At 67.5% G+C, this 21,126-nt stretch carries 24 protein-coding genes; 11 read left to right on the forward strand and 13 right to left on the reverse strand.

Going from position 1 to position 21,126, the window contains the following annotated elements; all coding sequences use genetic code 11:
• The first annotated feature begins 5 nt into the window (after window positions 1-5).
• Window positions 6-776: a peroxide stress protein YaaA gene (gene yaaA, locus BN1186_RS03780; protein WP_040282625.1), complete on the forward strand. Its 771-nt coding sequence runs from the start codon at window positions 6-8 to the stop codon at window positions 774-776.
• 6 nt (window positions 777-782) lie between these two features.
• On the opposite strand, the gene BN1186_RS03785 is transcribed toward yaaA, so the two are convergent.
• Entirely contained in the window at window positions 783-1,229 is a 447-nt protein-coding gene (locus BN1186_RS03785; protein WP_052459743.1) for a hypothetical protein, read from the reverse strand.
• Window positions 1,230-1,405: 176 nt separating this feature from the next.
• Here BN1186_RS03785 and BN1186_RS03790 point away from each other — a divergent pair, with 176 nt between their 5' ends.
• Both BN1186_RS03790 and BN1186_RS03795 read left to right on the forward strand, forming a co-directional pair.
• Window positions 1,406-2,983: a sodium-dependent transporter gene (locus BN1186_RS03790; RefSeq protein ID WP_040282627.1), complete on the forward strand. Its 1,578-nt coding sequence runs from the start codon at window positions 1,406-1,408 to the stop codon at window positions 2,981-2,983.
• Window positions 2,980-3,102, forward strand: coding sequence for a MetS family NSS transporter small subunit (locus BN1186_RS03795; protein ID WP_139650810.1), 123 nt, complete (start codon window positions 2,980-2,982; stop codon window positions 3,100-3,102). The genes BN1186_RS03790 and BN1186_RS03795 overlap by 4 nt, the downstream gene beginning before the upstream one ends.
• 144 nt (window positions 3,103-3,246) lie before the next feature.
• Here the strand turns inward: BN1186_RS03795 and BN1186_RS15380 are convergent, their stop codons facing one another.
• The 9 genes from BN1186_RS15380 to BN1186_RS03840 form a co-directional block, all read right to left on the reverse strand.
• Window positions 3,247-3,729 carry a hypothetical protein gene (locus BN1186_RS15380; protein ID WP_052459744.1) on the reverse strand — a complete coding sequence of 161 codons (483 nt, stop codon included), beginning with the start codon at window positions 3,727-3,729 and terminating at the stop codon, window positions 3,247-3,249.
• 96 nt (window positions 3,730-3,825) lie between these two features.
• Entirely contained in the window at window positions 3,826-4,353 is a 528-nt protein-coding gene (locus BN1186_RS03805; RefSeq protein WP_052459745.1) for a DUF4190 domain-containing protein, read from the reverse strand.
• A 186-nt stretch (window positions 4,354-4,539) separates the two neighbouring features.
• Window positions 4,540-7,182 carry a pyruvate, phosphate dikinase gene (ppdK, locus tag BN1186_RS03810; RefSeq protein WP_040282629.1) on the reverse strand — a complete coding sequence of 881 codons (2,643 nt, stop codon included), beginning with the start codon at window positions 7,180-7,182 and terminating at the stop codon, window positions 4,540-4,542.
• A gap of 281 nt (window positions 7,183-7,463) precedes the next feature.
• A complete protein-coding gene (locus BN1186_RS03815) occupies window positions 7,464-7,931 on the reverse strand; it encodes a hypothetical protein (protein ID WP_040282631.1) in 468 nt (155 codons plus the stop codon).
• A 9-nt stretch (window positions 7,932-7,940) separates the two neighbouring features.
• Window positions 7,941-8,474 (reverse strand): DNA/RNA non-specific endonuclease, encoded by a 534-nt coding sequence (locus BN1186_RS03820; protein WP_082031098.1) that lies wholly within the window; start codon window positions 8,472-8,474, stop codon window positions 7,941-7,943.
• Window positions 8,474-8,938, reverse strand: coding sequence for a WXG100-like domain-containing protein (locus tag BN1186_RS03825; RefSeq protein WP_040282633.1), 465 nt, complete (start codon window positions 8,936-8,938; stop codon window positions 8,474-8,476). The genes BN1186_RS03820 and BN1186_RS03825 overlap by 1 nt, the downstream gene beginning before the upstream one ends.
• Complete coding sequence (locus tag BN1186_RS03830) at window positions 8,938-9,258, reverse strand: hypothetical protein (protein WP_040282635.1); 321 nt, start codon at window positions 9,256-9,258, stop codon at window positions 8,938-8,940. The genes BN1186_RS03825 and BN1186_RS03830 overlap by 1 nt, the downstream gene beginning before the upstream one ends.
• Complete coding sequence (locus tag BN1186_RS03835) at window positions 9,255-9,641, reverse strand: hypothetical protein (RefSeq protein ID WP_040282636.1); 387 nt, start codon at window positions 9,639-9,641, stop codon at window positions 9,255-9,257. The genes BN1186_RS03830 and BN1186_RS03835 overlap by 4 nt, the downstream gene beginning before the upstream one ends.
• Before the next feature lie 60 nt (window positions 9,642-9,701).
• On the reverse strand, window positions 9,702-10,604 hold the full coding sequence (locus tag BN1186_RS03840; protein ID WP_040282638.1) for a pyruvate, water dikinase regulatory protein: 903 nt from the start codon (window positions 10,602-10,604) through the stop codon (window positions 9,702-9,704).
• 381 nt (window positions 10,605-10,985) lie between these two features.
• Here BN1186_RS03840 and BN1186_RS03845 point away from each other — a divergent pair, with 381 nt between their 5' ends.
• The 3 genes from BN1186_RS03845 to BN1186_RS03855 all read left to right on the forward strand — a co-directional run bounded on the left by BN1186_RS03845 (window position 10,986) and on the right by BN1186_RS03855 (window position 15,189).
• On the forward strand, window positions 10,986-11,291 hold the full coding sequence (locus BN1186_RS03845; RefSeq protein ID WP_246043232.1) for an SRPBCC family protein: 306 nt from the start codon (window positions 10,986-10,988) through the stop codon (window positions 11,289-11,291).
• Window positions 11,292-11,650: 359 nt separating this feature from the next.
• Window positions 11,651-14,140: a sodium-translocating pyrophosphatase gene (locus BN1186_RS03850; protein WP_082031099.1), complete on the forward strand. Its 2,490-nt coding sequence runs from the start codon at window positions 11,651-11,653 to the stop codon at window positions 14,138-14,140.
• A gap of 86 nt (window positions 14,141-14,226) precedes the next feature.
• The gene (locus BN1186_RS03855) at window positions 14,227-15,189 is read left to right on the forward strand and encodes a hypothetical protein (RefSeq protein WP_040282642.1); all 963 of its coding nucleotides are present in this window, start codon (window positions 14,227-14,229) and stop codon (window positions 15,187-15,189) included.
• Window positions 15,190-15,192: 3 nt separating this feature from the next.
• On the opposite strand, the gene BN1186_RS03860 is transcribed toward BN1186_RS03855, so the two are convergent.
• Together BN1186_RS03860 and BN1186_RS03865 are read right to left on the reverse strand one after the other, a co-directional pair.
• Window positions 15,193-15,417: a hypothetical protein gene (locus tag BN1186_RS03860; RefSeq protein WP_040282644.1), complete on the reverse strand. Its 225-nt coding sequence runs from the start codon at window positions 15,415-15,417 to the stop codon at window positions 15,193-15,195.
• A gap of 112 nt (window positions 15,418-15,529) precedes the next feature.
• Complete coding sequence (locus tag BN1186_RS03865) at window positions 15,530-15,901, reverse strand: FKBP-type peptidyl-prolyl cis-trans isomerase (protein ID WP_040282646.1); 372 nt, start codon at window positions 15,899-15,901, stop codon at window positions 15,530-15,532.
• 225 nt (window positions 15,902-16,126) lie between these two features.
• Between BN1186_RS03865 and BN1186_RS03870 the strand changes: the two genes are divergently transcribed.
• Window positions 16,127-16,891 (forward strand): histidine phosphatase family protein, encoded by a 765-nt coding sequence (locus tag BN1186_RS03870; RefSeq protein WP_218975393.1) that lies wholly within the window; start codon window positions 16,127-16,129, stop codon window positions 16,889-16,891.
• Window positions 16,891-17,781 carry an NAD(P)H-hydrate dehydratase gene (locus tag BN1186_RS03875; protein WP_040282647.1) on the forward strand — a complete coding sequence of 297 codons (891 nt, stop codon included), beginning with the start codon at window positions 16,891-16,893 and terminating at the stop codon, window positions 17,779-17,781. The genes BN1186_RS03870 and BN1186_RS03875 overlap by 1 nt, the downstream gene beginning before the upstream one ends.
• 24 nt (window positions 17,782-17,805) lie before the next feature.
• On the opposite strand, the gene BN1186_RS03880 is transcribed toward BN1186_RS03875, so the two are convergent.
• Entirely contained in the window at window positions 17,806-18,033 is a 228-nt protein-coding gene (locus BN1186_RS03880) for a hypothetical protein (protein ID WP_040282649.1), read from the reverse strand.
• Window positions 18,034-18,105: 72 nt separating this feature from the next.
• Here BN1186_RS03880 and BN1186_RS03885 point away from each other — a divergent pair, with 72 nt between their 5' ends.
• The 3 genes from BN1186_RS03885 to BN1186_RS03895 all read left to right on the forward strand — a co-directional run bounded on the left by BN1186_RS03885 (window position 18,106) and on the right by BN1186_RS03895 (window position 21,117).
• A complete protein-coding gene (locus BN1186_RS03885) occupies window positions 18,106-19,233 on the forward strand; it encodes a lipid II:glycine glycyltransferase FemX (protein WP_082031100.1) in 1,128 nt (375 codons plus the stop codon).
• Between the two features lies 1 nt (window position 19,234).
• Window positions 19,235-20,260, forward strand: coding sequence for an alanine racemase (locus tag BN1186_RS03890; protein ID WP_040282650.1), 1,026 nt, complete (start codon window positions 19,235-19,237; stop codon window positions 20,258-20,260).
• A gap of 71 nt (window positions 20,261-20,331) precedes the next feature.
• On the forward strand, window positions 20,332-21,117 hold the full coding sequence (locus BN1186_RS03895; protein WP_040282651.1) for an NAD-dependent epimerase/dehydratase family protein: 786 nt from the start codon (window positions 20,332-20,334) through the stop codon (window positions 21,115-21,117).
• Window positions 21,118-21,126 lie beyond the last annotated feature (9 nt).

The raw sequence follows: 21,126 nt of genomic DNA on the forward strand, positions 1-21,126 counted from the left end.
CGCGCATGCTGTCTGTCCTGTCGCCGGCGAAGTCGCTGGACTTTGAAACGCCGCTGCCCACGAAGAAGCACTCCGAGCCGCGCCTCGCGGGGCAATCCGACGGGCTGATCGAGATCATGCGCACCAAGTCGCCGGCGGATGTCGCCAAGCTCATGCACATCTCCGACGAACTGGCCCATCTCAACGCCACCCGGTACCACGATTTCACCAGCGAACACACCCCGGAGAACTCCCGCCAGGCGATCCTCGCGTTCAACGGCGACGTGTACCAGGGCCTCGACGCCGCCTCATTCGACGCCCGCGACTTCACCGAGGCGCAGAAGTCGCTGCGCATCCTGTCGGGTCTCTACGGGCTGTTGCGGCCGCTGGACCTCATCCAGCCGCACCGCCTCGAGATGGGCACCAAACTGGCCTCGGCCCGCGGACGGTCGCTGTACGACTGGTGGGGCACGCAGGTCACAGATCTCCTCCGCCGCGACCTCGACGCCTCCCCCGGCGCCGACGTGCTGATCAACCTCGCCAGCAACGAGTACTTCAAGGTGCTCGACGGCGATCGTCTGGGCGCGCGGATCATCTCGCCGCGCTTCGAGGACCGCGACAAGAACGGCGAGCCCCGCGTCGTCAGCTTCTACGCCAAGCGGGCCCGCGGCACGATGGCGGCCTGGCTGGTCAGGGAGCGGGTGCGCACGCCGTCGAAGGTCCTCGAATTCGACGGCGACGGTTACGCCCTCGACGAGGAGCGCTCCACGAAGGATCAGCCGGTCTTCGTCCGCTGACTGAGGTCAGCGGAGGGTGGCGAACATCCCGAGCATGAGGATCACGTAGAGGATCCAGAACACGATGCCCAGGCCGAACAGCACGATGTAGATGATGCTGAAGACCTTGCCCAGCGTGTAGCCGGTCTTCAGGTTCCCCTCGAACGGGAAGGGCGCGCCGGCCTCGATCTCCTTCTTCGCCTGGCCGCCCATGTACCAGGCGACGAACGACACCACGCCGGTGAAGATGCCCACGATGCCGAGGATGAACACCATCTGCGCCTGCGGATGCTCCACCGGCCCGTATCCGTAGGGCCGCGGCGCGCCGTAGGGCTGCTGGTACGGACCCTGCTGGGGCGCCATCTGCTGCCCGTACGGGGTCTGCTGGAACTGCGGCTGCCCGTACGACGGCGGGCGCTGCTGCGCCGACGGATCGGCGAAGTCGTAGGGGCGGTACGGGGGGACGTCGGTCATTCAGGCCTCCAGGCTGGGACTCCTACGAGTGTCTCACGCTCCCCGGTCACGCCGCCCGCCCAGTGCCACGCACAGGGACCCGCCGTCGTGGCATCACGGCGTTTCCGTGAACACCCGGCTCAGCTCGTGGTTGTCGCTTATACGCTACGCGCACAGCACTCTCCCGAGGAGCAACCATGAGCGACTCCAGATACAGTCAGCCATCAGATCCGACGGTGTCGCGCCGCGAACTGTTCAACTCGCGCAACGTGTTCATCCTGGCCGCCATCGGCTCCGCCGTCGGCCTCGGCAACATCTGGCGCTTCCCCTACGTCGCCTACACCAACGGCGGCGGCGCCTTCCTCATCCCCTACCTCGTGGCGCTGCTCAGTGCAGGCATCCCGCTGCTGTTCCTCGACTACGCGCTGGGCCACCGGTACCGCGCCTCTCCCCCGCTGGCGCTGCGCCGCGCCGGCAGGAAGTGGACCGAGATGCTCGGCTGGTGGCAGGTGCTGGTGTGCTTCGTCATCGCCGTCTACTACGCCGCCATCCTGGCGTGGGCGTCGATGTACTTCATCTTCAGCTTCACCGAGGCCTGGGGCGACGACCCCGAGGCCTTCCTGATGGGCGAGTTCCTGCAGCGCGCGGAGACCCCACACATCGGGTTCGACTTCGTGCCCCAGGTGGCTGTGCCCATGCTGATCGTCTGGATCCTGACGCTCGTGGTCATCGGGCTGGGTGTGCGCAAAGGCATCTCCCGCGCCAACATCGTGATGATCCCGCTGCTGTTGGTGATGTTCCTGATTCTGGTGGCGCAGTCGCTGACCCTGCCCGGCGCGGTGGACGGCCTCAACGCCTTCTTCACGCCCGACTGGGGCAGGCTCGCGGCTCCGGGGGTGTGGGCCGCGGCCTACGGCCAGATCTTCTTCTCGCTGTCGGTGGGCTTCGGCATCATGATCACCTACTCGTCGTACCTGCGCCGACGCACCAACCTGACCGGCTCCGGCCTGGTGGTGGGCTTCGCGAACTCGTCGTTCGAACTGCTGGCCGGCATCGGCGTGTTCTCCGTGCTGGGCTTCATGGCCGCCGCGAACGGCAGGGCCATCGACGAGGTGGCTTCCGACGGCATCGGCCTGGCGTTCATCGCCTTCCCCAGCATCGTTTCGTCGACCCCCGTCGGCCCGCTGCTGGGCGCGCTGTTCTTCGCGTCCCTGGTCTTCGCGGGTTTCACGTCGATGATCTCCATCGTGGAGGTGTGCACCGCCGCCATCCAGGAGAAGCTGGGACTCTCCCGCGGGAAGGCCACTCTCGCCGTCGGTCTGCCGATGGCGACGGCGTCCATGGTGCTGCTGTCCACCACGACGGGGCTGTTCTTCCTGGACATCACCGACGAGTTCATCAACAAGTTCGGCATCCTGCTAGGCGCGTTCGCGATGGTCATCGCCGTGGCCTGGGTGCTGCGCAAGCTGCCACTGCTCCAACGCCACCTCGACAGGGTCTCCACGCTGAAGTTCGGCCGGGCGTGGCTGGTGCTCGTCGGCGCCGTCGTGCCGGTGGTGCTGGGGTACATCCTGGTCAGCGAGTTCATCAAGCACATCACCACGCCCTACGCGGGCTACCCGTTGGGCATGCTCGGCATCTTCGGCTGGGGTATGGCCGGCTCCCTGATCGTCGTATCCGCCCTCCTGGCCTTCACACCGTGGAGGCGCGGTACCCGCCAGAGCATCGACGAGGACGGGCTCGACACCAGGTACGAGGAGATCATGCAGAAATGACACCCATCGCCATCACCATGCTCACCGTCTCCGTCCTCACGCTCTGGGGCGGGCTGCTCGCCGCCGTCGTGCACCTCAAGCGCGCCCCCGAGGTCGTCGTCGACGAGGGCGACGACTGACGCCTCGCCAAGCAGGTGCAAGTTGTGCAGCGGAGTTGATGCACAACTTGCACCTGCCTCACGCCATCCGAGGCTGAGATGCGACGACGGCGCGGCCACCGCAGTGGCCGCGCCGTCGTCGTGCGCTGGGGTTGTGGGCGCGGACTAGCCGGACACCACAGCGGCGAACACGCCGAGGATCATGAGCAGGACGTACAGCGCAGTGAACACGATGTAGATGATCGAGAAGACCTTGCCCAGCGTGTAGCCGGTCTTCAGCTTGCCGTCGAACGCGTACGGCGCGCCGGCCTCGATCTCCTTCTTGGCCTGGCCGCCGAGGTACCACGCGATGAACGCGCAGATGCCGGCGACGATGCCGATGATGCCCAGGATGAACACGGTCTGGGCCTGGGGGTGTTCCTGCTGGCCGTAACCATAGGCGGGCTGACCGTAGGCCGGCTGACCGTAACCGGGCTGCTGGCCGTAGCCGGGCTGCTGGCCGTAGCCGGGCTGGCCGTACCCCTGCTCCTGGCCATAGCTGGGCGGCGGGGGCGGCGGGGTCTGCCCGTACTCGGGCGACTGGCCGTAGGCCGGGGACTGCTGCGGTTCAGGGCGGCCCTGCGGGGACCCGTACTCCGGCTGAGACATGGGCTCGTTCCTTTCACGTGACGATGCACCTGCCATTGTGGGGCATCGGAGGGTCAGAACCGTCGATGGTCCACGCGTCGGCGGGTCTGGGGCGCCTCAGCCGGCCAGCGCGACGAAGAAGATCAAGGCCCAGAACGCGGCCTGCAACACGGTGAAGACGATGCCCAGCACGTACCCGGTCTGGCCCAGACCACCCCAGCGGTAGGGCGCGCCCCGCTCGACGGATTTCTTGGCGTTGTGCCCCATGATCCAGGCCACCGGGGAGAGCACCCCGAGGAAGATGCCCATGATGCCGAGCACCGCCACCGTCGTCGACGACGGGTGCTCCGGCTGCAGCATCTGAGGGCCATAGCCCTGGTAGTAGGGCATCGGGTGGTAGTTGGGGCCCCCGTAGCCATATGCAGGGGGCTCCTGGGCGAGGGGCTGCGGGGTGGGTGGCACCACCGGCAGCGGCGCGGCCGCGGGCGGTTCGTAGGGCGCGACGGGGGCCGGCGCGGGATCAGGCTCCGGCTCAGGGACGGGCAGGTTGTCCTCCTCGTAGCCTGGCCCGCCGAACTCGGGCCCCTTGGGCTCGACGTATGGCTGGGGCTGCGGCTCCGCCGCCGGGCTCTGCTCGTTGGTCACCGACCCACCTCCTGAAGTTGGCTTCCAGTGTAGGGCGACGCCCAGTCAGAGCGGATGGCACTCAGGTACCCGGCCGCACAGACCCCGGTGCGAACGGGAAACCCCCAAGCGCAGGATCGGGTGACCTGTGCGCTTGGGGGTTTCGACACCGCTCGCAGAGCTCGCGGGCTCAACCAGCGGCTACTTCTACTGCAGCACCGCCTTCGCGGCCGCGAACCGGGCGATCGGCACGCGGAACGGCGAGCAGCTCACGTAGTCGAGGCCCACCTTGTTGAAGAACGCCACCGAATCCGGGTCGCCACCGTGCTCGCCGCACACGCCCACCTTCAGCTTCGGCTTGGCGCCGCGACCCTTCTCCACGCCGATCTCCACCAACTGGCCCACGCCCTCCACGTCGATGGTCTCGAACGGGTTGCGCTCCAGCACGCGGTCCATGACGTACTGCGTGAGAAAGCCGTTCTCCGCGTCGTCGCGCGAGATTCCGATGGCGGTCTGCGTGAGGTCGTTGGTGCCGAAAGAGAAGAAGTCCGCGTGCTGAGCGATCCTGTCGGCGATCAGCGCCGCGCGGGGCAGCTCGATCATGGTGCCGACGGTGTAGTCGAGCTGCGCACCGGCCTTGGCCAGCTCGTCCTCGACCGCCGCGACGACGATCCCGCGCTGCGTCTCGATCTCCTGCTCGAGCGCCACCAGCGGGATCATGATCTCCACGCCCACCGTCTCACCCTCGCGCTCCTTGACCGCCAGCGCGGCGCGGATGATGGCGCGGGCCTGCATGTCCGGGATCTCGGGGTACAGCATCGCCAGGCGGCAGCCGCGGGTGCCGAGCATGGGGTTCAGCTCGTGCAGTCGCTTGACCTGCGCCAGCGTCTCGCGGGCCTCGCCGAGCTCCTCGGCGTTACCGCCCTCCAGCTCCAGACGCTGCACCAGCAGCGACTGCTCGGTGAGGTTGGGCAGGAACTCGTGCAGTGGCGGATCGAGCAGGCGCACCGTGACGGGCAGGCCCTTCATCGCGGTGAACACCCCCTCGAAATCAGACTGCTGCATGGGCAGGATCTCCTCGAGGGCGGCGGCGCGCTGCTCGGGGGTCTCCGCGAGGATCATCTTGCGCACGGCAGGGAGGCGGTCCTGCGCCATGAACATGTGCTCGGTGCGGCACAGGCCGATGCCCTCGGCACCCAGCTCGCGGGCCTTAGAGGCGTCCTCGAAGTTGTCGGCGTTGGCGCGCACGCCGAGGCGGCGAACCCCGTCGGCCCACTGCACCACGTTGAGGAAGTCCTCGTTGATCTGCGGCGGGATGAGGTCGAGCGCCTCGCCGTAGACCTTGCCCTCGGAGCCGTCGAGGGTGATGACCTCGCCCTCCTTGATGACGCGCTCGCCGATGGTGAGGGTCTTGTTTTCGGTGTCGATCTTGATGCCCTGCGCGCCGGCCACGCACGGTTTGCCCATGCCGCGCGCCACGACGGCGGCGTGCGAGGTCATGCCGCCGTGGGCGGTGAGGATGCCCTGGGCGACGATCACGCCGTGGATGTCATCGGGCGTGGTCTCGTAGCGCACCAGCACCACGGCCTCGCCCTTGCCGCCCAGCTGGGCGGCAGTGTCGGCGTCGAAGCACACACCACCGACGGCGGCGCCCGGTGAGGCGGGCAGGCCCTGCGCGATGACCTCCTTGCCGTGGTCCGGCGGGATGGCCGGGTGGAGCAGCTGATCCAGCTGGCCCGGCTCGATGCGCATCAGCGCCTCCTCCTGCGTGATCACGCCCTCCTTGACCTGATCCGAGGCGATCTTCAACGCGGCGGCTGCGGTGCGCTTACCGTTGCGGGTCTGCAGCATGTAGAGCTTGCCGTTCTCGACGGTGAACTCCATGTCCTGCATGTCCTTGTAGTGCAGTTCCATGGCGTGCATGGTGTCGACGAGCTGCTGGTAGGCCTCGGGCAGGACGTCCTTCATCTCGTCGAGGGGCCGCGGGGTGCGGATGCCCGCGACGACGTCCTCGCCCTGCGCGTTGACCAGGAACTCGCCGTAGACGGCGTTCTCACCGGTGGACGGGTTGCGGGTGAAGCACACGCCGGTGGCCGACGTGTCGCCCATGTTGCCGAAGACCATCTGCTGGATGTTGACGGCCGTGCCCAGCGACGCGGGGATGTTGTGCGCCCGGCGGTACACCTCGGCGCGCGGGTTGCCCCAGGACTTGAACACCGCGTTGATGGCGCGGTTGAGCTGCTCGTGCGGATCTGAGGTCCACTCGCCGCCGAGTTCCTCGTTGGAGATCTCCTTGTACGTGGCCACCAGGCCCTTGAGGTCCTCGGCCGTGAGGTCGGTGTCCTCCTCGACGCCCCGCTCGTGCTTCAGCGCGCTCAGCGCGTCCTCGTAGAGGTGGGCAGGTACGCCCTCGACGACCTCGCCGTACATCTGGATGAAGCGGCGGTAGGAGTCCCACGCGAAGCGCTCGTTGCCGGATTCCTCCGCGAGTGCCTTGACCGAGTCGTCGGAGATGCCCAGGTTGAGGACGGTGTCCATCATGCCCGGCATGGAGTGCACGGCACCCGACCGCACCGAGAGCAACAGCGGCTTCTCGGAGGCGCCCAGCTTGCGGCCGGTGCGCTCCTCGAGCCGCTTCGTGGCTTCGGCCACCTCACCCTCGAGCGACGCGGGCCACTCGCCGTTGTTGTTCATCGCCTCGACGCACGCCGTCGTGGTGACGGTGAACAGGTCTGGGACAGGGAGGCCGGCCTTCGCCATCTCGGCGATATTGGCGCCCTTACCGCCGAGCAGGCTGCGCATGGACGCGTCGCCCTCCGACAGGTCGTAAATGTAACGATCCTCGCTCATGTGGGGATATCTCCTTTGACAACACCCTGGGGGACCGTCGTTGGCCCCCCGCTGCCTCCAAGAGTAGTAGCCACCCCACCCGCGCGTGGGCGAGGGGGTCGAGTGTCAATCCGCGGTGAGCGGTTGCGGGCTCAACAGCCGGGGATTGCCGGCGCTACACTCCGCGGCCAGGACCGGTGCCCCGTATGCGCCGCGCCCGCCCCGCTCGGCGAACGCGACGGCGGCCCGGAGCTGCTCGCCTTGGCGGCCCAGGCCCGTGGCGCGGTGAGGTCGCACACGGGTCAGAGCTCTGCGGAGTCCTCGCCGGTGGAGCGGAGTCGCTCAAGCCAGCGGTCGGCGAGCTTCGCGTCGGGGACCAGTTCGTCCTCTGGCACGCCTGGCTGGAGGGGCTCGTAGGAGAACTCGGCGTTCATCTCCTGGGTCCCCGTGTCGAAGCTGAGCACCATCCGGGTGGGGAACTGGTCCTCCTCGACGGCGTCGAACATTTCGTTGAGCACGTCGAGCAGGTTGTCGAGCAGTTCATTCTGCCCGGCCGGGGACGAATCGACGGCGGGGATGGCCTGTCCCACCTCGTGGGCGGTGTGCACCTCACCGGCCACCCGGTAGAAGGCGACGGCGACGCTCACGTCGTCCTCCTCCGTGACATAGACCCACAGCTTCTCGACGGCCTCTGACCGGTCCGTGTAGTCCCACGCCGCAGCGATGAACTGAGGCGCGGCGGCCTCGAAGGCCTCTCTGAAATCCGACATCGTCTCCCTCTATCTGTTGCGGAACTGGTGCTTGACGATCGTTCCGTCAGCAAGTGTTTCATTAACCACGAACGACGTGGGCCGGCCGTCCTTGCCGTAGTTGATCTTGATGTCGACGTCGAACTTCTCGCCGGCCTCGAGCCTCTTTTTCCAGTCTCTCTCCAGCGCGCCCATCTTCTTGAGGTTGACGTCACTGGACTGGGAGACGAGATTGTCGAGCCTGCCGGATCCGCCGAACATGTCGGCGAACAGGTGGCCGGCGTGATCGCCGGGCAGTTTATCCGGGGTCTTCGGGTTGTGATGGGCGCGGGGGGTCTTGGGAGGAAGCTGCAGGGGGCGGGCGTGGGCGGATTTGATGCGCCCGGCTGCGTCGGTGGTATAGACGTACTTGATCTTCGTGCCCTTTTTGCCAGCCTCGTAGATGGCGTCGCTCTTCAACTTCCGGACGTTGCCGACCCGCTCGAACGGCTCGTCGACCCACTTCAGCTTGCGCATCGCCTTGGCCATGATCCCTTGGGCCGCCTTGCTTGGACGCTTCGCCATCAGAGTGCCTCCTCGAGGATCTGGTCAGCGGCCACCTCAATGCCGGCGTTGATGGCCCGGCGCACGATCTCACGGACGATCAACGCCCCGGGGCCGGAGGCCAGTGACGCGGCCATGATGATGAGCTGGGCGATGAAGACGCCCTTGAGCGTGATCACGATGCCCGAGCACACGTCGCACACCCCTGCCGCAATGTCGCAGGCCTGGATGAAGCTGCGCAGGGCCTCGAGGTTGGAGTCGCCGTCGCGCACACAACCGACGAACGCGTCTGCGGTGGGGCCGTGGTTGTGGCTGGTGATGTGGGTGACAGCCTGAGAGATCTCGGTCTCGAGCGTGCGGCCCTCGGCGGCCAGGGTGCGGAACTCGCCGCCCCAGAGGGTGAGTACGTCCTCGTTGGACAGCGGCCAGTTGAAGCCTAGGTAGTTGAGCGCCTCACCCAGCCAGCCGGGCAGCATCATCGCCATCAGAACCCCACCTTCCTGGCGTCTTCCTCGTTGAGGGTCTCGATGCCGCGGTAGGCGTCGCCCATGTCCTGCATGGCGAGCCCGATGTTCTCGAAGCCTGCCGTGAGACCCTGCGCCGTCTCGGAGAAGGCGCCCAGCGCGGCGGGGAACAGGATCGCAAAGGCGGCGTCCATCAGAGTGCCGTTGCCGTTGCAGCCGAGCGCATCGGTGCTCATGCCGCCGAGCGTGGCGGATGCCGAGGTGGCGAAGGCTGCGGCCTCCTCACTGACGGCGGCTCCGCTCTTGTCCCAAGTGTCGGGGTTGAACTCGATGTCGTTCATGCCATCCCTCCGAGCGACCGTAGGCGGCCGTCGAACAGATCACCAGCCTCTTGGGACAGGTGGATGAGCTTGGTGTGGACGTCGCCAGCCTCGTAATCGGTGTCCATCGCAGCGGCCACCTCGGCGTCGACGAGCGCGGCCAACGCACCAGTGATGGCCTTGCGCACCTCGGCGCTGACCTCATCCTGCGTCGCCTCGCGGAACCACACGGTGTCCAGGTGTACGGCGGTCGCCGTGAAACCGCGCAGCGTGATCTCCACATTGCCCGGCGGCTGGATGTAGGTGACCTCCCGGTCTGGGCGCGCCTCCCAGTCGACAGGGCCGGTGTCGCCGACGGCATCGGCGATGCGGCTGAACAGCTTGGTGATCTCTGGATCCGTCATGTCGCCTCCTCAATGAGCAGATTAGACAGTGAGGGTGCCACTAGAGGTGGGTACAGATACCTAACTGTGCGATGGGCTCCAGTCTCCCGAGGCGCGGACGACGCCGGGCGGGCGACGCAGCCGCTGACCCACTTTGCGGGCGCGGTCGTCGACCAGCTCGATGATGCGGGAGGCGGCCTCCTCGATGGCGACGCCGGTGGTGTCGATGATGGGGCAGCCCATCTTGCGCTGCACCTTGGCGATCTCGTCGAGCTCGTCGTAGATCTTGACCAGATCCGCGTAGCCGTCCTTGGTGCCGAAGCCGCCCATGCCGCGGACGCGCTCGCCGCGGATCTTCAGGAGCCGCTCGGCATCCATGGTGAGGCCGACGATGCGCCACGTGTCGAGCTCCCAGATCTCCTTCGGCGGCGCGATGCCCGGCACGAGCGGCACGTTGACCGCCTTGTAGCCGAGGTAGCCCAGGTATATCGACAGCGGCGTCTTGCCGGAGCGGGAGGGCCCCACGAGGCAGATGTCGCATTCCCGCAGCGCCGCGGGCAGCGAGCCGTCGTCGTTGCGCACGGCGAAATCGATGGCGGACATGCGGACGAAGTACTCCGCCTCGACGCCGGGCGGGCGCATGGGTACCTGGTCCGCCGCGATGCCGGTGATGACCTCCAGGGCGTGCATGGCAGGGGTCATCAGATCCGCGTAGGGCACGTCGAGGTCCTTGCAGAAAGCCTTGACCATGTCGGAGAGTTCCTCGTTGACCAGCGTGAACAACACAGCGACCGGGCCCGCGACGGCACTCTCGCGCACCTCTTCGAGCGCGCCCAGCAGCGACGCCGTCGTGTTCATCTTGCGGTGGCGCACCATGCGGAACTGGCGCGACGGGAACTGGGTGATGGCGGCCCGGGCGATGCGCGCGGCGCTCTCCCCCGTCGAATCGGCGATGATGTGGATCTCCAGCGGCTCTGCTGACATGGTCCCACTCTACGCGGCGCGATTCTCCTCGGCCTTCTCACCGCGCTCGTGCCAGTGGTGGTGCAACTGAAGAGCGGGGCACTGTTCACGTCGACGCTCGGCATCGGGATCCTCATCAGCGCTGGGCTCATCGTCGTGGCAGCCCTGTTCTGTGCGGTCCGCTGGGCGCGTTGATCGCCGAATCCGCCGTTTCCGGGCCCCTTCGCCCGTCGGTGTGGGGACGGGGCTAGGCTGGGTTACCAGGGCACCAGAGAAGTTGCCCGTAGTACCCAGGAGGTGCATCACACAATGGATGCTGTTGTGGAGGACACGGCGGAAACCAAGAGCGTGAGGGTGACCCGCAGGGTCGCCAAACCGCTCGACAAAGTCTGGGACGCTCTCATGAAACAGGGCGGCGCCGAGCCGTTGCTGGGCAAGGGCGGCCGACTGGGGCAGAAGGGGGATGACTGGGTCTTCACCGACGGGCCATGCGGCGTCACCCGAACCTTCCACCCCAAGGAACAGATCCGCTTCTCGTGGCACGCAGAGGACGGCGCCCCGCGCTCCCTCGTCGACCTGAAGATGAAAGACCTCGGCGGCGAGACCGAACTCGACCTCACCCACGAGCTGCCCGAGGACGGTTACGCGCCCGAGTCGCTGACCGAGCGCTGGGAAGCGGCGCTCCAGCAGCTCGACGAGCAGGCCTGAGCATCAACGTGTGGGGTGAGCGCCCAGATACGGGCGCTCACCCCACACATTATTGAGCCGCCGCACCCAATCAGCGGTAGAAGACGACTGACCAGTTGTCATCGGTGACCGCCACCCGGCGGCTTCCACCCACCAGGCAGGGGCAAGTTGTGCAGCGGAGTTCCTGCACAACTTGCCTCTGCCTCACCGGAGGTCGGCGAGGCCCCCGGACGAGGGGCGTAAACAGGTTGGGTGAGCGATCCCCCGGGGTCACCTCAATGCCTCTTACTACCGTCAGTAGTATGTTGCCGACGACAACGTCACGACCTGTTTCAAGGCAGAAGAAGGTCACTATGACAACCACACTTTCCCGCAAGGGAATGAGGCGGGCCCGTTGGGCCGCACTGGGCATCGCAGGACTCACAGCGCTGGGCATCACCGCCTGTACGGGCGACACGGCTCCGCCCGGCGAGGAGCCACACATCGGCGGCGAGGCGAACCTGCAGCTACCGGATCTCGGCAGCGTCGAGTTCCTGGGGATGCCCGGCAGCGTGCTGCTTGGCCTCGGCCTCATCGTGTGCGCGCTGGGCCTCGGCTTCGGCCTGATGACCTACACCCAGCTCAAGCGCATGCCCGCCCACGCGGCGATGCGGGAGATCTCCGAACTCATCTACACCACGTGCAAGGCCTACCTGAAGCAGCAGGGCAAGTTCCTCCTGCTGCTGTGGGGCTTCATCGCGGCGATCATCATCTTCTACTACCTGTTCCTCGTCGGCTTCGGCGCGGGCAGGACGGCCATCGTCATCGCATTCTCGTTGATCGGCATGGCCGGCTCCTACGGCGTGGCCTGGTACGGCATCCGCGTCAACACGCTCTCCAACGCCCGCACCGCGCACGCGGCCATCGGCGGGAAGCCGTACCCGTGCCACGACATCCCGCTGCGCTCCGGCATGAGCATCGGCATGGTGCTGATCTCCGTCGAACTGGCGATGATGCTGATCATCATGGTGTTCCTACCGGGCGAGATCGCCGGCGCCTGCTTCATCGGCTTCGCCATCGGCGAGTCCCTGGGCGCCTCCGCGCTACGCATCGCCGGCGGCATCTTCACCAAGATCGCCGACATCGGCGCGGACCTGATGAAGATCGTCTTCAAGATCAAGGAAGACGACGCCCGCAACCCCGGCGTGATCGCAGATTGCACGGGCGACAACGCCGGCGACTCCGTCGGCCCCTCCGCCGACGGTTTCGAAACCTACGGCGTCACCGGCGTCGCGCTGATCACGTTCGTCCTGATCGGCGTGCCCGAGGTGTCCATGCAGGTCACGCTGCTGGTGTGGCTGTTCGTCATCCGCGCCGTCATGGTGGTGGCCTCCGGCATCTCCTACTACGTCAACCACGCCATAACGAAGGCCCGCTACGGCAACGCCGACGCCATGGACTTCGAGGCCCCGCTCACCACCCTGGTGTGGATCACCTCGGCCGTGTGCATCGCCACCACGTTCGTCACCTCGTTCCTGCTGATCGGTGGGCTCGACGGCGGGCTGTGGTGGAAGCTGTCGCTCATCGTCAGCTGCGGCACGCTCGCCGGCGCGCTCATCCCTGAGCTGGTCAAGGTGTTCACCTCCACCAGCGCCAAGCACACGCAGGAAGTGGTCATTTCCGCCAACAAGGGCGGCCCCTCGTTGGGCATCCTCTCCGGCCTGGTCTCGGGCAACTTCTCGGCCTACTGGCTGGGCCTGGCCATCGCCGCGCTGATGGGCATCTCCTACGGCATCTCCACGCTGGGCCTCGGCGACATCATGCTCGCCCCCGCAGTGTTCGCCTTCGGCCTGGTGGCGTTCGGCTTCCTGGGTATGGGCCCGGTGACCATCGCCGTCGACTCCTACGGCCCGGTCACCGACAACGCCCAGTCCGTCTTCGAACTGTCCACCGTCGAGGAGGACCCGAAGGCCGCTGAGGAGTTCGCCGTCGAGTTCGGCCACAAGCCGGACTTCGAGCGGGCCAAGCACCTCCTCGAGGACAACGACGGCGCGGGCAACACATTCAAGGCGACAGCCAAGCCGGTGCTCATCGGCACCGCCGTCGTGGGCGCGACCACCATGATCTTCTCGATCATGATGGGTCTCACCGACGGCCTGGAGAACTCCGAGGCGATCGCCAACCTGTCGCTCCTGCACGCCCCGTTCCTGCTGGGTCTGCTCGTCGGTGGCGCCGTCATCTACTGGTTCACCGGCGCCTCCATCCAGGCGGTCACCACCGGCGCCTACCGGGCGGTGGAGTACATCGGCGACAACATCAAGCTCGACGGCGTGACCCGCGCCAGCGACGAGGACTCGTCGAAGGTGGTGCAGATCTGCACGCAGTACGCACAGAAGGGCATGTTCAACATCTTCCTCGGCGTGTTCTTCGCCACCCTCGCCTTCGCGTTCGCGGAGCCGTTCTTCTTCATCGGCTACCTCATCTCCATGGCCCTCTTCGGCCTGTACCAGGCCATCTTCATGGCCAACGCAGGCGGCGCCTGGGACAACGCGAAGAAACTGGTGGAGGTCGACCTCGACGCCAAGGGCACCCCGCTGCACGATGCCACCATCGTGGGCGACACCGTCGGCGATCCCTACAAGGACACCTCGTCGGTCGCGCTGAACCCGGTGATCAAGTTCACCACCCTGTTCGGTCTGCTGGCGGTGGAACTCGCGGTCTCCCTCAACGCGCAGGGCGGCCACGTGCTCACCTGGGTACTGGCAGCGGTGTTCTTCCTGGTGTCGCTGTACTTCGTGTGGCGCTCCTTCTACGGCATGCGGATCGGTGAGAGCCTTGACGACGTGAAGCTCGGCACCACGCCGATGCCCGTCGCGGTCGACGCCCCGTAACCCCCGTGCAGAGATCCGGGTCCCTCCTCCTTGGGGGCCGGATCTCGTGGTCTCCGCTTCCGTTACCCTCGGGGTAGGAGGCCCGGATGAAGCTGAAGTTCACACCCGTAGCGCTGGCGGCGGCGTTGGCGTTGTCGGCGTGCAGCATGTCGCCGTCGGATGTGACGGAGGCGTTGGAGGAGATCGCGGCGGCCTCGTCGCATGACATCATCGCGATAGCCATCGGCGGCTACGACGACGAGCGTGAGATCTCCGCGAGGGTGTTCCACCGCGGCGCGACGCGGGGCTACGAGTACGTCGACGGCCAGGTTCGCGATGCGCGCGGGCAGGCAATGATCAGTGCGGATTCGATGGGCTACCCCCGCGTGCCGGGCTCCTGGGACGTGGAGGCCATCATGGACGCCCATCCCGAGCGTTGCGACGGCAAGCGGATCAAGGCCACCGCGCTCCGGCGCGACACCCTCGTCGAGGTCTCCTGCTCCGCCCGCCACGTGTCGACGACGATCGGCGACTACGAGTTCCGGCCCATCGAGCGCTGGGACAGCGAAGAGGGCATCCAGACCGTGCTCGATGAGACGGTGCTCCTGACCGGGGGTTCTGTGACGGGCCTCAAGTGGGATGACAGCACCGAGCGCGATGTCACCATCCACACCAGAACTGGCGAGGGCGCCGAGGGCGAGTGCGAAGGCTTCATCCGCCGGAAGCTCGGGGAGCTGGACACCAACTACGTCTCGCTGGGGCTGTGCTTCGACCCGCCCTCCTCAGATGCGCCACAGGACATCCGCTTCCGGGTCGAGAAGATCGACGCCGGCAACCTCGCCGCAGCCATGCAGGTGGCGTCCGAGGAGGCTGGACTCCCCACGGAGGACGCCAAGTGGGTGGACGTGCGCACCACCAACCTCCCGGATGATTTCGTGCGCACGGAGCCGTACCTGTTCATGATGTGGGACGACGGCGATGACAACATCGCCAAGTTCGCCGTCGAGATCGACACGGGGAAGATCCTGACGAAGGAGGTCTTCCGCGACGGCGAGCTGGTGGAGGACTGAGGCTCAGCCTTCAGGCTCGGGCGGGACGTCGTCGGCTCTGCCCCACCGTTTGAAGAGGGTGATCCCGCCGCGGATGAGGTAGGCCACCACCAGCAGCGTCACCGTGATCAGCAGGCGGTTGAAGCCGAGGCCGCGCACCAGGATCTCACAGAGGGCGAGGATGCCCACGAGGAACATCACCTCGGCGATGATGCGTTCGGCCTGCGAGGGGGCGGGGCGCGGTTTCATGCCTCGAGCCTATCGCTGGCATCCGAATAAATTCGCGGGAGGATTCGGGCGCAAGCCGCTATATGGAGGGCTTACGCGAGAATCCTCCCGCCAAATCTCAGAGAGGGTGCCCTCAGTTCAGGCCGACGAGGTCGCAGACGAAGATCAGGGTCTCGCCGGGGGCGATCACGCCGCCGGCGCCGCGGTCGCCGTAGGCGAGGTGCGCGGGGATGACCAGCTGGCGGCGGCCGCCGATCTTCATGCCCTGGATGCCCTGGTCCCAGCCCTGGATGACCTGGCCGACGCCGAGCTTGAAGGACAGGGGTTCGCCACGGTTCCAGGAGGAGTCGAACTCCTCGCCACCGCTGAAGGTCACGCCCACGTAGTGCACGTGCGCGACGTCGCCGGCTGCCGCCTCCGCGCCGGTGCCCTCCGTGATGTCCTGGATGACCAGGTCGGTGGGGGCGTCGCCGCCGGGGAAGTCGACTTCGGGCTTCTCATTCATGTTTGCCATGCCCACGACACTACTTGCCCCGGCCCGGCCATGCCACCGTGAGCAATTGGATAGGGTCACGGACCGAATGAGGCGTTTTGTCGGCGTGTCGCGCACGTGACCCTATCCAATTGCTCACGGCATCGACGGCGAGCCAGGTGGGTGGAGGCGCGGCGAACCCGCCCCTCGGCTTGCGTTTGCCCTTATCGTCGGAGGAAAACGTGCAGAGGAGGCCCCGTGAACAACCAACCCCTGGCAACCGAAGGCGACCCCCGTGGGCTCGCCGAACTCGTCCTGGTCAGACACGGCGAATCCATGGGCAACGTCGCGGACCGCGAGGCCATCGCCGCCAAGGCCCACCGCCTGGAGCTGGAGACCCGCGACGCCGACATCGAGCTGTCCGACGAGGGCCAACGCCAGGCGGACGCCCTCGGGGAGCACCTCGCGCAGATGCCGGACGACGAGCGGCCCACCGTCGTGGTGAGCTCGCCGTACCGGCGCGCCAGGTCGACGGCGGAGCGCGCGCTGAAGTCCCTTGATCTCGAGGTGGTCATCGACGAGCGCATCCGCGAGCGCGAACTGGGGATCTTCGACGGCGTCACCTGGTACGGCATCGCCGCCGACCACCCGGAGGAGTCCGCGCGACGCGACCGCCTCGGCAAGTTCTACTACCGCCCGCCAGGCGGCGAGAGCTGGACCGACGTGATCCTCCGCGTGCGCAGCATCGTGCTGGAACTGCAGGAACGCTTCCGCGGCGAGCGCGTGTGGCTGTTCTGCCACGAGGCCGTCATCCTCGCGTTCCGCTATGTGCTCGAGGGCCTCAACGAGGAGAGGGTGCTCGCCCTGCAGAAGGAGGAGCCCGTCGCGAACTGCTCGATGACCCGCTACCGGATGACCGACGGCGCGCTCACCCTGGTGCGCAGCGAGGACACCTCCGCGGTGGAGGAATCCGACGACGCCCGCGTCACCCACGAGGACAGCCACGCGGAGGAGGACAACTGATGGCCGCCACGGAGCCCGGCGGCACCGTCATCACGCCCGCGGTGCTGCGCGACTGGCCGCTACCCGAGATCGCCGGCAACAAGGAGGCCCGCGGCCGCGCCGTCCTCGTGGGCGGCAGCGTGCAGAACCCCGGCGCGATCATGCTCTCGGCCGAGGCGGCCCTCCGCGCCGGCGCTGGCAAGGCGCAACTGGTGGCGCCGGAGCCGGTGGCGGTCCCCATCGCCATCGAGATCCCCGAAGCCCTCGTGCAGGGCGGGCCCGTGACCGCCCAGGGCGACCTTGACGCCTCGGCCTCCAACCACGCAGCCGAGTTCTGCCCGCAGGCGGACGCGACCCTGATCGGCCCCGGCCTCCTCGATCCCGACGGCGCCGCGTCGCTCGTGGCCGCGTGCGTGCCGCACGTCGACTCGGTGCTGGTGCTCGACGCCCTGGCCCTCGCATGGGCGACCCAGGACCCGTCGCGGCTGCAGGATTTCGCAGGCCGCTGCGTGATCTCCCCCAACCTCACCGAGTTGTCCATCATCCTCGGCGAGGACGAGGAGACCGTGGAGGCCGACGAGGCCAAGTACGTGCGCAAGCTCGCCAAAGCCACCGGCGTGGTGGTCACCTCCGGCGCCAGCACCACCTGGATCGCCACCCCCGACGGCGACCTCTGGCGCGGCGAGGGTGGCGGCCCCGGCCTGGGCGTCAGCGGTTCCGGCGACGTCAAGGCCGGCATCATCCTGGGCCTCTGCGCCCGGGGGGCGGATCCGGTGCAGGCGGCGGTGTGGGGCTCCTACCTGCACGGCTCGATCGGCGACCGCCTCGCGTCGAAGTACGGGCCCTACGGCTTCCTCTCCCGGGAGTTGCCCGGCGAGATCCCCCAGGCGCTGCTCGAAGTGGGCCGCTGAGCCGCCACCCATGCGCCGGCCCGATCAGCGAGCCCTGCCACCGGACGCGTCCCACCGACAGATGGGCGCGGCGATGGGCGGGTAGGTGAAGGCGAACCGTTCCCCGATGAGCACCTCAAACGTGCCGTCGTACAGCGGGACGCCGTCGAGGAACGCCCTGCCGCCCAGCAGCAGCAACGCGACGCCACGCGCCACCTTCGACCCGAGATACACGTCGACGGCGCGCGCGAACAGGGCACGGACGTCGGGCATGCCCGCGATCCTAGACGGTTGCGCCGCCCGTCGGTGGCTCGTCCGGCAGCGGGGTTGGGTAGCCTGAGAGGCGTGAGCATCGAGTGTCGTGACATCTCAGCCGAGGAGCACCTCGCCTTCATCGAGGCGCGAGGTTCGGCGTCGTTCCTCCAAACGCCCGCCTGGGGGAAGGTGAAGCCGGAGTGGCGCTCCGAATCCGTCGGGTTCTACGCCGACGGGGAACTGACGGGGGTCGGGCTGATCCTGTACCGCCAGTTGCCGAAGGTGAAGCGGTACCTCGCCTACCTGCCCGAGGGTCCCGTGCTGGATTGGGCGCGAGACGACGTGGGCCAGCACCTCAAGGCGCTGGCGGCCCACGCGAAGCGACGCAAGGCGTTCGCGGTACGGATCGGGCCGTGGCTGACCCACCGTCGCTGGGAGGCCAAGACCATCAAGGACGCGGTGGCCGACGAGAACGTCACGCTGCTGTCCCAGCAGACGCCCGACGAGACGACGCTGGTGGGCACCCGGGTGCGCAACGCCCTGATCCATGGTGGCTGGGTCACCGACGAGAAGGGCGAGGGGTTCGCCGCCGGGCAGCCGAAGTTCAACTTCCACCTCCCGCTGCGCAACGAGGACGGCACGCAGAAGAGCGACGACGAGTTGCTCAAGGGCATGAACCAACAGTGGCGCCGCAACATCAAGAAGGCCGCCAAGGAGGGCGTCGAGGTGCGCACCGGCACCCGCGCGGATCTCGCGGCGTTCCACCGCATCTACCTGGAGACCGCTGAGCGCGACGGCTTCACCGGCCGCAACCTGCAGTACTTCGAGCTCATGTGGGACGCGCTCAACGCCGAGCATGAGGGCCGGATGAAGGTGTACCTCGCCGAGCACGAGGGGGACCTGGTGGCCGCCACCACCATGGTCACCGTCGGCGACCACGCCTGGTACTCCTACGGCGCCTCCACCACTCAGAAGCGCGACGTGCGCGGCTCCAACGCGGTGCAGTGGCAGATGATCCGCGACGCCAACGAGGCGGGCTGCGCGATCTACGACATGCGCGGCATCGTCGAGGGCGTGGGCGCGGACCACCCGGAGATCGGGCTGATCCAGTTCAAGGTGGGCACCGGCGGCGAGGCCGTGGCCTACCTCGGCGAGTGGGATTACGCGATCAACAAGCCCATCCACTGGGCGTTCAACCAGTACCTGAAGAGGCGATGACATGACGCTGACGCTGCACATCGACGCCCACCGGTGGCGCGACCACCTGGATTCGTTCAACCGGCAGGTCGCCGGGCTGGTGCCCGTCGCGAAGGGCAACGGCTACGGCTTCGGCCTGGAGACCCTCGCAGCCGAGGCGCAGCGACTCGACGCGCAGACGCTCGCCGTCGGCATCGCGCAGGAGGTCGCCGTCGTGCGCGCCGGCGGCTGGGAGGACGACATCGTCGTGCTCAACCCCTGGCGCCCGTTCGACGCGGCGGCCACCGCGCTGCTGAACGATCCCAAGGTGATCACCACCGTCTCCCGCCCGGAGGACCTCCGTTCGCTCACCCAGACGCACCCTGAGGCCCGGGTCATCGTCGAGATCGAAACCTCGATGCACCGCCACGGCCTGGATCCCCGCCAGTTGACGGCCGAATCGTTCGGCAACCTCTGGTTCGAGGGCTGGGCCATCCACCTGCCCGCCAGCGGATCGCTCGCCGAGGCGACGACGTTGGCACAAGCTGGCATCGCCACCCGCACCGGGCCGGCGTGGGTCTCCCACCTGAGCGTGGACGACTACCGCACCTTCACCGCCTCCGTCGGGGTGCCGACGTACCTGCGGGCCGGCACGCGGCTGTGGCTGGGCGACAAGCAGGCCTACCGGACCACCGCCGGCGTGCTGGACGTGCACCGCATCGAGAAGGGCGCGCCGCTCGGCTACCACGGGGTGCCCGCGCCGAAGGACGGCTGGATCGTGGTGGTCTCCGGCGGCACCGCCCACGGCGTCGCGATGGCGGCGCCCGTGCCGCAACGCTCGCTGAAGCAGCGCGGGGTCACCGTCGCGCAGGGGCTCCTTGACGCCGTCGGCCGCACGCTGTCGCCGTACCAGATCGGTGGGAAGAAGCGCTCGTTCGCGGAGCCGCCGCACATGCACTCGTCGATGATCTTCGTCCCCGGCGAGTACCCGCTGGCGAAGGTGGGCGACGAGATCCCCGTCACCACCCGCATGACCACCGTCACCCCGGACGAGCTGTTCTGGACGTAACTGGTCCCTGAGCGCGAGCTCTGCGAGCGACGAAGGGCACGCTCAGGGACCGGGCATGACACGATGGAGTCATGGCTGACAAGAAGCGAAAGATCCTGATCACCGGCGCCACCGGCGGCATCGGGCTGCTCCTCGAAGAGCGCCTGATGGACGATTACGACGTGGTCTCCCAGGGCCGCACGCCCGCCAACGACGAGCAGGCCAAGCGGCTGAAGAAGGCAGACCTCGAAGACTACGACGAGGTGCGTGCCCTCATGGACGGCGTCGAGGTGGTCCTCCACCTGGCCGGCGAGGCGTCCCCCGAGGCCACGTGGGACGACGTGCTCACCCCCAACATCATCGGCTTGCGCAACGTGCTGGAGGCCGCCCGCGACGCAGGCGTCAAGCGCTTCGTGTTCGCCTCCTCCAACCACGCAATGGGCATGTATGACCGCGACGAGCAGTGGCCCGTCTACCCGCACCATCTCCCCCGCCCCGATTCGCTGTACGGCGTCTCGAAGGTCTTCGGCGAGGCGCTGGGCCGCTACTACCACGACAAGTTCGGCATCGAGTTCATCTCCCTGCGCATCGGCTGGGCCACGGAGGATCCGCTCGAGGCGGACGTGGAACTGCTGCACGCCATGTGGTTGAGCGAGGACGACACCGAACGCGTCTTCCGCCGGGCCATCGAGGCCGAGGATGTGACCTACGGGCTGTACTACGCGATCTCGGACAACCCCAACCGCCGCTGGGACCTCACCAACACGATGGTGGAACTGGGCTACCGACCCGAGGATTCCGTGGCTGATCTGAAGGACGAGGGCGAGGTCATCGAGGGCGGCAAGGACTCGCCCGACGACTGGCCCGAAGGCTCCTGAGCTGGCGCC

Source organism: Tessaracoccus massiliensis (assembly GCF_000826065.2).
Taxonomy (GTDB): Bacteria; Actinomycetota; Actinomycetes; order Propionibacteriales; family Propionibacteriaceae; genus Arachnia; species Arachnia massiliensis_A.